We start from the raw sequence: 12,483 nt of genomic DNA, 5'->3' as shown, positions 1-12,483 counted from the left end.
CCCAACGCCCTACACAAACCGGAGGCCGTCTGAAAAAGCACTTTCAGACGGCCTGATTCATTTCGGCAGCCCTATCCATTCGCAAGCGCAATATCAAGCAAAATCGCCCCATAATACCTGCATGGCCGCAATCGCTGCCAACGAAGCCGTTTCCGTGCGCAATACCCGCGGCCCTAAGGTTATCGAACGGAATCCCGCATCAAAAGCCTGTTGCTCTTCCGCCGCCGTCCAACCGCCTTCGGGGCCGATCATCAGCACCACATGGCGCGGAGGCGGCGCAATATCTTTCAAAGCCGAAGCGCGGTTCAGGCTCATCAACAAACGTGTGCCGTCGTCGGGCAGCGAGGCCAGCGCATCGCGGTAGTTTTGCAGCGGCAGCACTTGCGGCACGCTGTTTCTGCCGCTTTGTTCGCAAGCCGAAACCACAATATCCTGCCAACGCGCGGCACGCTTGTCGGCACGTTCTCCGCTCAAGCGCACCACACAACGTTCGCTCAACACAGGCCGTATTTCGGTTACGCCCAATTCCACGCTTTTCTGCAAAGTAAAATCCATGCGCTCGCCGCTTGAAACCGCCTGCACCAGCGTAATCCGCAGCAGAGATTCGTTGTCGGCAGCCTCTTCGCGCAAAATTTCCGCCTCGGCACGGCGTTTTTCCAAAATACTCAGTCGGGAGGAATACGCTTTGCCGTTTCCGTTAAATAAAACAATTTCTTCATGAATGCGGGTGCGCAGCACATTTAAATGGCGCACCACATTGTCGGGCAAATCAACGGTTTGGCCGGTGTGCAAAGCAAAAGGGACGTAAAAGCGCGGCATACGGGGTTGGTGTCGTTGGCAGAAAAAAGTTAATATTGTCGTTTTCAGGCCGAAATAGCAAGTATTTAAGGATGATTCATCGTGTTAGACAAACTGCATGTGCTGGTGCGCGAAGTGGCGCGTGCCGAAGTAATGCCCCGCTTTTTAGATGTCAGCATCAGCCGCAAAGCCGACGGCTCGCTGCTCACGGAAGCGGATTTGGCGGCACAGGCGGCATTTGCGGCTAAACTGCCCGAAATCATCGACTGCCCCATGCTCGGCGAAGAAATGACGCCCCGCCGCCAGCAAGAATTATGGCAGCACAACCGCGACGGGCTGTGGGTGGTCGATCCTATCGACGGCACCAACAATTTCATCAACGGCCTGCCCCATTTCGCGCTTTCGTGCGCCTATATCCGCAACGGCCGCGCCCAACTCGGCGTGGTGTACAACCCCGTAAGCGACGAATGTTTCTACGCCGAACACCAAAAAGGCGCTTATCTCAACGGCCGCCCCCTGCCCTTGCGCCATGTCGACAAGCAGCTGCACGAAGCCATTGCGGGTGTGGAAATCAAATACCTGCGTTCCGGCAAGCTCTCCAGCCGCATGAACACGCTCGCGCCGTTCGGCAGCCTGCGCAGCATGGGCAGCAGCACGCTTGATTGGTGTTATCTTGCCGCCGGCCGCTACGATATTTATGTTCACGGCGGTCAAAAATTGTGGGATTACGCTGCCGGTGCGTTAATTTTTGAAGAAGCGGGCGGCAGCTTGGCCACGCTGGAAGGCGACGCTTTCTGGAGCGGCGAGCATGTGTTCAAACGCTCGGTTATTGCCGGCCTGCAAACGGATTTGTTTGAAAAATGGCTGAAATGGATACGCGAAAACCAATAATCGCTTGGAATTTATTTATGCCATTTGCAAACAAACAACACTGAACGTAAAAAATGAAAATAATTGCACAGATTAACCCCATTTAAAGCTAACTGGGTTTAGAATGCAAAGCACTGGCAGCGGTTGCCTTTTCTCCCTTGAGGCAGCCCAAGACAGTAAGACGTTTTCCCGCAATGTATTGACCATTCATACTTCTCCCTTGGTATGAATGGTTTTTTTTGCCCGCATTTTGCGTTTTTTATGCCTTATATGGCTTAAAAAAATCAGCGGTTCAATCATGCCTATATTCTATTAATATTTTATTTACATAATTATTTTGCATATTTGATTTATAAACACGGAAAAAAAAACAGCCGGTATGCTTTTGCTGCCGGCTGTTCCCAAAACAAACCTAAAAGGCCGTCTGAAAAAATATTTTTCAGACGGCCTTTGGCATTAACCCGTGTTACGCAATCCCTGTGCCACGCCGTTAATGGTCAGGTGCACCATTTGCAGCAGGTGGGCATTTTCAGGGTCTTGGCGCAGGCGTTTGAGCAAAGCTATCTGCAAGCCGCCTAGTGCGTTGAGATAGGGAATCCTCAAGGCCAGCGAGCGGGCGAGGCTGCGGTTGTCGCTGAGCAGCTCTTCGGTTTGCAGAATATCCATCAGTGCTTGGCGGCTCTTGAGGTATTCTTGCTTGATCATGGCGAAAATCTCGGCGGCACGTTCGGGCGATTGGCTCAAACCTGCGTAGTTTTCGGCCAGCGTCAAATCGGTTTTCGCCATCACCTGCTCCATGTTCGACAGCATGGTTTGGAAAAACGGATTGTTTTGCGCATGCTGCTGCAAGTCTTTCAGACGGCCTGAATCGGCTTGGCACAATTCTTCCACCGCGCTGCCGAAGCCGTACCACGCAGGCAGCATCAGGCGGTTTTGCGTCCACGAAAACACCCACGGAATCGCACGCAAATCTTGAATGCGTGCCAATGTTTTGCGGCTGGCGGGGCGGCTACCCAAGTTGAGGGTGGCAATCTCTTGAATCGGGCTGGTTTGCAGGAAGTAGTCGATAAAGCCGTCGCAGGTAATCAGGGCGCGGTAGTGTTTGAAGGCGCTGTCAGACAATGCCTGCATCAGCGTGCTGTCGGGGTCTTGGTGTTGCGGCAGCAGGCTGGCTTCAAGGGTGGCGGCTACTAAGGTTTCCAAGTTGCGGTGGGCGTTGCCGGCGTCGGCATATTTGGCGGTAATCACTTCGCCCTGTTCGGTAATGCGGATTTGTCCGCCAACGCTGCCTTCGGGCTGCGCCAATATGGCTTGGTAAGACGGGCCGCCGCCACGGCCGACGCTGCCGCCGCGACCGTGGAACAGGCGCATTCTGATGCCATGCCGTCTGAAAAGTTCTACCAAGCCTTGTTCGGCCTGATACAAACCCCAAGAGCTGGTTACATAACCGCCGTCTTTGTTGCTGTCGGAATAGCCGAGCATGATTTCCTGAATATTGTCGCGGCTGGCGAGCAGATCGCGATACCACGGCAGGTTGAACAGGGTATCCATTACGGCACAGGCGTTTTCGAGCGCTTCGATGGTTTCAAAAAGCGGCACGATGTTGATACGGCTCACGGGCTTGCCGTTTTCCAACACCAGTAACCCGCTTTCTTGCAGCAACAACGCCAACGCCAGCAAATCGCTGGGGTGTTCGCAGTTGGAAATGATGCTTTGGTTGATGGCTTTTTCGCCCAATTCGTTTTTGACTTTACGCGCTTCGTGAAAAATGGCCAGTTCGTGGCAGGTATGCTCGCTGTAATCTATGTAGGGGCTGTACAAGGGGCGTTGGTTGTGCAGTTCGCGCAGTAGAACATTTTGCTTTTCGGCCTCGGAAAGGCCGGCGTAATCCTCCAAGCCGGCATGACGGAACAGTTCGGCCACCACTTCGGCATGTTTGGCCGCGTGCTGGCGCAAATCGAGCGGCATCATGTAAAAGCCGAACACGGAAGCGGTGCGGATAATGTCGGCCAAACGTGCATCGGCCAACATGGTGCTGCCGTTGTCGCGCAAAGACTGCCGCATGGCGTTCAAGTCGGCAATAAATTCTTCGACATTGCGGTAAGGCTTGCCCAAGCCGAATTTACAGCCCAAAGTCAAACCGATTTCATGCCCGCGTGCAATCAGGCGCGACATAATATAAGCAATGGCGCGGCGGTAGGGTTCTTCTTCGTGGGCAATTTCGGTATCGGGCGACAAAGCCGAAAGTGCCAATACTTCGTCGCTTACGTTCACGCGCCGTATAGAAAGCGGCAAGTCGTGATACAGCTCGGCCAACTGGCGGCGGTAATAATGGAACACCGTATCAGCATGCTGTTTGAACGCATGACGCAAAGTTTCGGCAGACACGAAAGGATTGCCGTCGCGGTCGCCGCCAATCCAACCGCCGATCTGCAGAATGTCGGGAATGCGGATATCGGGATAGGCCGTCTGAAATTCTTTTTCCATGCTGCGGTAGAGTTTCGGCAGCGCGTGGAAAAAGCTCAGCGGAAAAATAGATACGCCGTTGTTGATTTCGTTTTTAACGGTTACTTTGAAATGGCGGGTTTCGCTGGTTTGCCATAAAGCCAGCAAGGTCGCATCCACTTCTCTTTGCAACTCTTCCAGCTCTTCCGCACTGTTGCAACGTTCGTAGCGGGGTAAAAGCGTGCGGATGCGGCGGTGAAAGTTTAAGGTGGCCTGACGCTGTACTTCGGTCGGATGTGCAGTCAATACAGCAGCGATGTGGGTTTGGTCGAGCTGCTTTTGCAAGGCTTCGCTGCTGATCTGATGCGCTTTCAGTTTGCGCACAGTATCGGCCACGCTGCCGGAAGCGGCGCTGCTGCCCGCGTGTTCGTGCGCCAAACGGCGGCGTTCGTGATGCACGTCTTCGGCAATATTCAGCATTTGCGAAAACAGCCCGCACGCCAAAATCAGGTTTTGGGTTTGGCGTTCGCTAAGTTTGGGCAGAACTTCTTCGATAATTGCGCTGCTGTCGTCGGACTCGGCCAATTGCTTAACCGTGTTTAAAACAATTTCGGTGGTTTCGTTATGCAGCAGTTTAAACAGCGATTGCGTTAAAAACTCCGCATCGGCCGCCAACGGTTCGTCTTTGGGATTACTCAGAATGTCAAGCCGCATGGTGTTTCTCTCTCGATATTTAAAAGTGCGGGAATTTTATAGCAAGGTTCGGAAAGAAACCATAATTGTTAGCAATCCAGTAAAAAGTAACTGGATTAGAAGCATGTTGCCAACCAGATTGAGATGCCTGCTGCATATAAAAATGGGTTAAATGTTTGTCAAAGCTTCTTGCAACCGCTTTTTTCAATATATCGGAACCTTAGTTTTGCCAATGCCTCATATTGTTGTTTCATTGAACATATTGATACATCAATATATTGTTCACCATAGTCGGCTTTGTAAAAATCACTTAAAATAGCAGGCATGCCGGCGTGTTTTTTCAGACGGCCTCACCGGCACAGGACAACACGCCCGAGATGCAACAGAGCCTGTATTTTTACCTTCAGCACATTCAGGAAACGATCATGATCGACTTAACCCACTTCAACGAAAACAACGAAGCCCACATGGTGGACATCGGCGAAAAAGCCCCTACCAAACGCGTTGCCAAAGCCAGCGGCTACATCAATATGAGCCGCGAAGCCGTGCGCCTGATTGCAGACGGTGCGGCCAACAAAGGCGACGTGCTAGGCATTGCCCGCGTTGCCGGCATACAGGCAGCCAAACAAACCGGCTTTCTGATCCCCCTGTGCCATCCTGTTGCCCTAACCCATGTGCGCATAGATTTCGACGTCGATCTCCAACTTGCCCGCGTTAAAACCACCGTAACCGCCAGCACCGAAGGCAAAACCGGCGTGGAAATGGAAGCTTTAACGGCGGTTAACATTTCCCTGCTCACCATTTACGACATGCTCAAAGCCGTAGATAAAAGCATGGTTATTTCACAAATTCATTTAGAAGAAAAAGCCGGCGGCAAGAGCGGCAATTTCGTTTTCGACAACAACTTAGAAAACCTCAACTATTAAAACCGATATGGACGACCGCGACCTGCTGCGTTACAGCCGCCACATCCTGCTTGAAGAAATCGGCATCGAAGGCCAGCAAAAACTGCTCGATGCCTCGGCATTGGTGGTCGGCTGCGGCGGCTTGGGCGCGGCGGTTTTGCCTTATCTGGCCGCCGCCGGCGTGGGGCATTTGATAATAGCCGACCACGACACCATCGACAGCACCAACCTCCAACGCCAAATCACCTTCACCGAAGCCGACATCGGTTTAAGCAAAGCCGAAGTGATGGCAGGCCGTCTGAAAAACATCAACAGCCGCATCCGTATCAGCGCGCTTAACGAACAGCTCACCGAGGAACGGTTAACAGACTTGATGGCGGGCGTTTCCATTGCAATCGACTGCTGCGACAACTTTGTCACCCGTCAAGCCGTGAACCGGGCATCCGTCGCCACCCGCACTCCGTTGGTTTCCGGCGCTGCCGTGCGCTTCGAAGGCCAGCTTGCCGTGTACCGCCCCGACCTGACCGACTCCCCCTGCTATGCCTGCCTGTTTGACGGCAAACACGCCGATGACGGAGCGTGTGCCGTATTCGGCGTATTCTCCCCGCTTGTCGGCATTATCGGCACCGCACAAGCCGCAGAAGCCCTGAAAATTTTAGCCGGCATCGGCAGCCCAAGCCACGGTACGCTTTCTGTTTACGATGCCTTGCGCAGCGAATGGCAACAGTTTGAATTGGCAAAAAATCCGCACTGCCGCGTCTGCGCTTCAAACCAACCATCCCAACAACCTTGAATCCATCAGGCCGAGACCTTTGCAAAACCCTCAGATGTGGATGCAGTTCAAGGCGTAGCAGCACAGCGAGTGCAGACATATCATACAGATAGGCAAACGAGCGAGCAGCGCACAACGCAGAAATGCGCCGCAGATGGGGGTTTTGCAAAGGTCTCAGGCCGTCTGAAAACAACAAAGCCCGGAAATATATTCCGGGCTTTGTTGTTTCACGCTTATACGCCAATATTCGTCGGCCTATATTATTCCAAAACCACTTCTACACGACGCGCTTCGGCATTATTGCCGCTACCCGTCGCATTTTCGGGCTTACGCAACTCTATTTGCGCTTCGGGCACACCCAAATGCAGCAAAGCATCACGCACCGCAAACGCACGTTTTTTAGACAGCTCTTCATTCAGCTTCTTATTGCCCGTTACATCATGAAAGCCCGAAATCACCGCTTTCTTGCCCTCTTTCGCACCGGCCAGCACATCTTTCAAAGCATCGGCAGCATTTGCCGCCAAATCGGCTTTACCCGTAGCAAAATAAAATTTCACTACACCGTTTTCCACCACCGCTTGAGCACCGTCTGCCACCATTTCAGCCGTGTCGGAAGCAGCCAAAATCTGCTCGGCTACCGAAGTTTGTTCCACAGCAGAAGCCACAACCGCAACTTCCGGTTCCGAAACCGCTGCCACCGGAGCAACGCCAACCGCAGGGGTCGTCTGAACCGCAGCTGAAGCAGGAACCGCAACCGCCACATCGGAAGCTGCTATTCCGTATCCCGGAGATCCCTCTATTTTACCGTTCTCCCAACCCCAAACGGCATAGAACAAAATAGACAACACAGCCAGCGCAGAAGCACCGCCGGCAACCCACAAACCGATGCGCTGTTCTTTGTGATCATCGTTATCCGACATTTTTATTTTCCTTTGAATAGATGAAATACGGACGGATTATACTCAAAAATCCGAATCAAGAAAGCACCCAATCCCTACAAAATAAAATTTAACATACAGAATTATCAGCATTTTTATCCATAAAGCATACCCATTTACCAACTCATCCCACCTACCCCTACAACCATCGAAACCTACCCAAAACCCGCCCGAAACAGTAAAATGCACACTTTTATATATTTCACCATTATCAGAAGCCCACCATGCTCACCTTCCAACAAATTATCTTCAAATTACAAAACTTTTGGGCCGAACGCGGCTGCACCATCATCCAACCTTTCGACATGGAAGTCGGCGCCGGCACCAGCCATCCCGCCACCTGCCTGCGCGCATTAGGCCCCGAGCCGTGGTATGCCGCTTATGTCCAACCCAGCCGCCGCCCCAAAGACGGCCGCTACGGCGACAACCCCAACCGCCTGCAACACTATTACCAATTTCAGGTGGCCTTAAAACCCGCCCCCGCCGACATTCAAGAACAATACCTCGATTCGCTGCGCGAGCTGGGCATCGACCCGAAAGTACACGACATCCGTTTTGTAGAAGACGACTGGGAAAACCCCACCCTCGGCGCATGGGGCTTGGGCTGGGAAGTGTGGCTCAACGGCATGGAAGTCACCCAATTTACCTATTTCCAACAAGTCGGCGGCATCGACTGCACGCCTGTTTTGGGCGAAATCACCTACGGCATCGAACGCCTCGCCATGTATCTGCAAGGCGTAGAAAACGTATATGACTTGGTATGGTCGAAAACCCCCGACGGCCAAACCGTTACCTACGGCGACGTGTACCACCAAAACGAAGTGGAACAATCCACCTACAACTTTGAATATTCCGATGCCGAATGGCTGTTGAAGCAATTTAACGACTACGAAGCCCAAGCCAAACGCCTGCTGGAAGTAGAAGACACGTCACTCGCCCTGCCCGCTTACGAACTGGTGCTCAAAGCCGGCCACACCTTCAACCTGCTTGATGCGCGCGGCGCCATTTCCGTTACCGAACGCGCCACCTATATCGGCCGTATCCGCACCTTAAGCCGGATTGTGGCGCAGAAGTTTGTCGAGAGCCGGGAGAAATTGGGTTTTCCGTTGATTAAAAACCAATCTGCTTAATTTCAGACGGCCTGCTTCTTTTCTTCAGATAGGCCGTCTGAAAACATCTGTGGGTAAACTTATGCCGCATTACCACCGCACACCCAGCCGACGGAAAATCCGCAAAATGAATGCCCGCCAACGCAAAAAATTTTATGTGGGCGAGTATCAAAACTTGGTTTTCAGCGTGTGCGGCAGCCTGATGCCGGAATATCGAACTGCTGCATATTTCGAACAGTTTATTGATGACTTAATTGATTGGGTGTACGCAAACTCAATGTGCTTGGTAAGTGGAGGAACTGCGGAAAACTTTTCCATCATCTTCGACCACACCCAACGCCCGCCGCACAATATCACGTCGATGCAGCGGCAAATGTTGATTGAATGGCTGGTTGCACGAAAAGACGTACAGCACTTACGCGCAGGCAAACTGATTGACGGTTTTTACTGCCATGAAACCGAATACGATCAATGCGATGAAATTCACAAATAAAGGCCGTCTGAAAACGGATAAACGTATTATAGATAGAAAGTCTGAACAATGACCCAAACCCTGTTAATCGAACTCCTCACCGAAGAGCTACCCCCCAAAGCCCTCAACAACTTGGGCAACAGCCTTGCCGCTTCCATTGTAGAAGGCTTAGAAAAAGCGCAATTAATCGAAGGTGTTGCCGAATACACCGCCTATGCCTCGCCCCGCCGCCTTGCCGTGCAGGTTAAAAACGTCAAAGCCGTTCAAGCCGACCAAGAGGTGGTGAAAAAAGGCCCGGCAGTAGCCAATGCCATGAAAGACGGCGCACCCACCAAAGCATTGGAAGGCTTTGCCCGCTCTTGCGGTGCCGATATTGCCGACTTAAAAATCGTTCACGACGGCAAGCAAGATGTTTACGCATACGAATTTACCCAACAAGGCAAAAGCCTGCCTGAATTGCTGGAAGACATTCTCGCCCAAGCCGTGAAAAAACTGCCGATTCCGAAAGTGATGCGTTGGGGCAGCAGCACGCACACCTTCGTGCGCCCCGTTCACGGTTTAATCGTGATGCACGGCGCAGATACCGTTGCCGCTTCCGTATTGGGACTGGAAAGCCAGCGTCAAACGTCAGGGCACCGTTTTCTTTCAGACGGCCTGTTCGACATTACCCACGCCGACCGCTACGCCGAGCAAATGCGCGAACAAGGCAAAGTGATTGCATCGTTTGCCGAACGCAAAGCCGCCATTCAAGCAGCCTTAAACCAACAGGCAGGCCGTCTGAACGCCACGGTTGCCGCCGACGAAGCCTTGCTCGACGAAGTCACCGCGCTTGTGGAATGGCCTGTGGTATTGGAAGCGCAGTTTGAAGAACACTTTCTCGCCGTGCCGCAGGAATGCCTGATTCTCACCATGCAGCAAAACCAAAAATACTTCCCGCTGCTCGATCAAAACGGCAAGCTGATGAACCGCTTCCTGCTGGTTTCCAATCTGCAAACCGAAGATCCGAGCCACATCATCCACGGCAACGAACGCGTATTGCGCGCCCGCCTGTCTGATGCCGAATTTTTCTACAAACAAGACCAAAAAGCCTCGCTCGAAAGCCGTCTGCCCAAACTGGCCAACGTGGTTTACCACAACAAAATCGGTTCGCAAGCCGAACGCATCGAGCGTTTGCAAAGCCTGGCCGCACACATTGCCGCACAATTGGAAGCCGACAAAGCCACGGCAGAACGCGCAGCCCGCTTGGCCAAAGCCGACCTCGTTACCGAAATGGTCGGCGAATTTCCCGAACTGCAAGGCACCATGGGCAAATACTACGCCCAACTTGACGGCGAAAGCTCGGAAATTGCCGATGCCGTCGAACAGCATTACCAACCCCGCTTTGCCGGCGACAAGCTACCTGAAAGCCCGATTGCCACCGCCGTTGCCTTGGCCGACAAACTGGAAACCCTGGTCGGCATTTGGGGCATCGGCCTGATTCCCACCGGCGACAAAGACCCCTATGCCCTGCGCCGTTCCGCACTTGGCGTGTTGCGTATGCTGATGCAACACGATTTGGACATCAACGATCTGCTTCAGACGGCCTACAACAGTTTCCCGCAAGGCAAACTCGCCGACAACACCGTTGCCGAAGTTGCCGACTTCATGCAGGCGCGTTTAGCCGTATTGCTGCAAAACGATTACCCGCAAGACATCGTTGCAGCCGTATTGGCCAAAAAACCAAGCCGTTTAAACGACTTGGCTGCCAAGCTGCAAGCTGTGGCCGCGTTCAAACAACTGCCCGAAGCAGCCGCTCTTGCCGCCGCCAACAAGCGCGTACAGAACCTGTTGAAAAAATCCGATGCCGAATTAGGCGCAGTAAACGAAAGCCTGCTGCAACAAAACGAAGAACAAGCCCTGTTTGCCGCTGCAAAAGATTTGCAGCCGAAAATCGAAGCCGCCTTGGCTGCCCAAGATTTTCAGACAGCCTTATCCGCTTTGGCTTCGGTAAAGCCGCAAGTAGATGCCTTCTTCGACAATGTAATGGTAATGGCCGACGATGCCGCGGTAAAACAAAACCGCCTCAACCTTCTGAATCAATTGGCGGATCTGATGAACGCCGTGGCCGATATTGCTCTATTAAGCGAGTAAATCAACCATAAAACGTATATTGAAAAGCCGTCTGAAAATCTATTTCAGACGGCTTTTTTGTAATTACCGTAGCCAACCAACTTAAGAAAAAGCACAAACCTTGCTCCAAGCTGAATCATTTAAACGGCTTACCCGGTGTTTTCAAAACCAAACAGCCTGACGATTCAAACAATATCCGTCAGGCTGTTATTGATTAACCACAAAATATACTCTAAATATTAAGAGCGTTTTTGCAGCATCCAAGATTCAATTTTGCGCGCATCGTTCACGCGGCTGAGAGATGAAGGCGCATTCAACAAAACAATGGTTACCGGTTGGTTCTGAACTTTCGCCTTCACAACCATAGAGCGGCCTGCCTCGCGGATATAGCCGGTTTTTTGAAGCTCAATATTCCAACCGCCTTCACGAACCAAAGCATTGCTGTTTTTATAGCTTTGCTGCCCCCGGTTGGTATAAACCGCACGATAATTTGAAACACTGTCGCGGCGGATAACGGGATACTTACTCGCCGCCTGTACCATTTTGCTCAAATCGTTCGCAGTTGAAACATTACGGAAGTCCAAACCGGTCGGTTCGTAGAAACGGGTGTTGCCCATACCCAAGCTTTGCGCTTTACGGTTCATGGCATCCACGAAAGCGGGCATACCGCCCGGATAACTTCTGCCGAGTGCATGAGTGGCACGGTTTTCACTGCTCATCAAACTCAAATGAAGCAGTTCGCCGCGGGTTAAAGTAGTGCCTATTGCCAAGCGGCTGCCGGTGCCTTTCAAACGGTCGATTTCCGCAGCGGTAATGGTAATCGGCTCATTCATATTCTGATTGGCATCAAGCACAACCATGGCAGACATCAATTTTGAAATCGAGGCAATCGGCATCACGCGGTTGGGGTTCTTCTGAAAAAGCACCTCGCCTGTTTTATTGTTGACGATTAAAGCAGATTGCGAAGACAGCAAAGGACCTGCATAAGCAGCCTGCGCTTCTAACTGATCTTCGATTTTCATTGTGGCGAATGCGCCCAACGGATCGCTTTCAACCGGAAAATTCTGCTCTAAAAATTGCCCTAACACGTCTAAGTCATCGGCCGCCGCAGGCAGGCTGAAAGCTGCCAAACCGATACTCAAACAAGCGGCGGCAATTTTTTTGCTGATATTCATCATCGGCATTTTTCATCTTCCGTGTGTATTTAAAATAAAACCATCGCGCCGTCACCTTCCTGCTTTTCAGGCTTATGACAACACGGTTTACCTGTATTCATTAAATTATTGATTAAAACCGGCTTTGCTGTAAAGTCGAAAAATATATTTTCTTCTACTTAAACCATATTTTACCTTATAAAACTATCTAATAAGCA

10 protein-coding genes and 1 pseudogene are annotated in these 12,483 nt (G+C 51.8%); 6 read left to right on the top strand and 5 right to left on the bottom strand.

The annotated features are described in order from the left end of the window. Positions 1-93: 93 nt before the first annotated feature. The gene (locus tag LVJ88_RS02700) at positions 94-819 is read right to left on the bottom strand and encodes a 16S rRNA (uracil(1498)-N(3))-methyltransferase (protein ID WP_085418128.1); all 726 of its coding nucleotides are present in this window, start codon (positions 817-819) and stop codon (positions 94-96) included. 81 nt (positions 820-900) lie between these two features. On the opposite strand from LVJ88_RS02700, the gene LVJ88_RS02695 reads away from it, so the two are divergent. Continuing rightward, positions 901-1,689, top strand: coding sequence for an inositol monophosphatase family protein (locus LVJ88_RS02695; protein WP_085418127.1), 789 nt, complete (start codon positions 901-903; stop codon positions 1,687-1,689). A 435-nt stretch (positions 1,690-2,124) separates the two neighbouring features. Here LVJ88_RS02695 and ppc read toward each other — a convergent pair whose 3' ends face one another. Further along, positions 2,125-4,827, bottom strand: coding sequence for a phosphoenolpyruvate carboxylase (gene ppc, locus LVJ88_RS02690; protein WP_085418126.1), 2,703 nt, complete (start codon positions 4,825-4,827; stop codon positions 2,125-2,127). A gap of 404 nt (positions 4,828-5,231) precedes the next feature. Here ppc and moaC point away from each other — a divergent pair, with 404 nt between their 5' ends. Then, on the top strand, positions 5,232-5,732 hold the full coding sequence (gene moaC, locus LVJ88_RS02685) for a cyclic pyranopterin monophosphate synthase MoaC (RefSeq protein WP_085356074.1): 501 nt from the start codon (positions 5,232-5,234) through the stop codon (positions 5,730-5,732). A 7-nt stretch (positions 5,733-5,739) separates the two neighbouring features. Continuing rightward, positions 5,740-6,504 (top strand): HesA/MoeB/ThiF family protein, encoded by a 765-nt coding sequence (locus tag LVJ88_RS02680; protein ID WP_085418125.1) that lies wholly within the window; start codon positions 5,740-5,742, stop codon positions 6,502-6,504. A 4-nt stretch (positions 6,505-6,508) separates the two neighbouring features. On the opposite strand, the pseudogene LVJ88_RS02675 reads toward LVJ88_RS02680, so the two are convergent. Beyond that, positions 6,509-6,652 (bottom strand): annotated as a pseudogene (locus LVJ88_RS02675) (lipoprotein signal peptidase); the annotation flags it as partial. A 91-nt stretch (positions 6,653-6,743) separates the two neighbouring features. Then, positions 6,744-7,403 (bottom strand): OmpA family protein, encoded by a 660-nt coding sequence (locus LVJ88_RS02670; RefSeq protein WP_085418124.1) that lies wholly within the window; start codon positions 7,401-7,403, stop codon positions 6,744-6,746. Positions 7,404-7,645: 242 nt separating this feature from the next. Here LVJ88_RS02670 and glyQ point away from each other — a divergent pair, with 242 nt between their 5' ends. The 3 genes from glyQ (at position 7,646) to glyS (ending at position 11,132) form a co-directional block, all read left to right on the top strand. Continuing rightward, on the top strand, positions 7,646-8,551 hold the full coding sequence (gene glyQ, locus LVJ88_RS02665) for a glycine--tRNA ligase subunit alpha (RefSeq protein WP_085356077.1): 906 nt from the start codon (positions 7,646-7,648) through the stop codon (positions 8,549-8,551). A 61-nt stretch (positions 8,552-8,612) separates the two neighbouring features. After that, positions 8,613-9,023: a 50S ribosome-binding protein YggL gene (locus LVJ88_RS02660; RefSeq protein ID WP_085418123.1), complete on the top strand. Its 411-nt coding sequence runs from the start codon at positions 8,613-8,615 to the stop codon at positions 9,021-9,023. A 48-nt stretch (positions 9,024-9,071) separates the two neighbouring features. Continuing rightward, positions 9,072-11,132, top strand: a complete 2,061-nt coding sequence (gene glyS, locus LVJ88_RS02655) for a glycine--tRNA ligase subunit beta (RefSeq protein ID WP_085418122.1) — start codon at positions 9,072-9,074, stop codon at positions 11,130-11,132. Between the two features lie 218 nt (positions 11,133-11,350). On the opposite strand, the gene LVJ88_RS02650 is transcribed toward glyS, so the two are convergent. Beyond that, on the bottom strand, positions 11,351-12,289 hold the full coding sequence (locus LVJ88_RS02650) for a serine hydrolase (RefSeq protein WP_416171749.1): 939 nt from the start codon (positions 12,287-12,289) through the stop codon (positions 11,351-11,353). Positions 12,290-12,483 lie beyond the last annotated feature (194 nt).

The organism is Neisseria dumasiana (assembly GCF_022870885.1).
Classification (GTDB): domain Bacteria; phylum Pseudomonadota; class Gammaproteobacteria; order Burkholderiales; family Neisseriaceae; genus Neisseria; species Neisseria dumasiana.
Note: the sequence above shows the minus strand (reverse complement) of the source record. Positions and strands in the feature narration are given on the sequence as shown.

Excerpts from the sequence above, each read along its gene's own strand:
- LVJ88_RS02660 (WP_085418123.1), top strand. The coding sequence starts at position 8,613 with ATGCCGCATTACCACCGCACACCCAGCCGACGGAAAATCCGCAAAATG.
- moaC (WP_085356074.1), top strand. The coding sequence starts at position 5,232 with ATGATCGACTTAACCCACTTCAACGAAAACAACGAAGCCCACATGGTG.
- LVJ88_RS02650 (WP_416171749.1), bottom strand. The coding sequence starts at position 12,289 with ATGATGAATATCAGCAAAAAAATTGCCGCCGCTTGTTTGAGTATCGGT.
- glyS (WP_085418122.1), top strand. The coding sequence starts at position 9,072 with ATGACCCAAACCCTGTTAATCGAACTCCTCACCGAAGAGCTACCCCCC.
- ppc (WP_085418126.1), bottom strand. The coding sequence starts at position 4,827 with ATGCGGCTTGACATTCTGAGTAATCCCAAAGACGAACCGTTGGCGGCC.
- glyQ (WP_085356077.1), top strand. The coding sequence starts at position 7,646 with ATGCTCACCTTCCAACAAATTATCTTCAAATTACAAAACTTTTGGGCC.
- LVJ88_RS02680 (WP_085418125.1), top strand. The coding sequence starts at position 5,740 with ATGGACGACCGCGACCTGCTGCGTTACAGCCGCCACATCCTGCTTGAA.
- LVJ88_RS02700 (WP_085418128.1), bottom strand. The coding sequence starts at position 819 with ATGCCGCGCTTTTACGTCCCTTTTGCTTTGCACACCGGCCAAACCGTT.
- LVJ88_RS02670 (WP_085418124.1), bottom strand. The coding sequence starts at position 7,403 with ATGTCGGATAACGATGATCACAAAGAACAGCGCATCGGTTTGTGGGTT.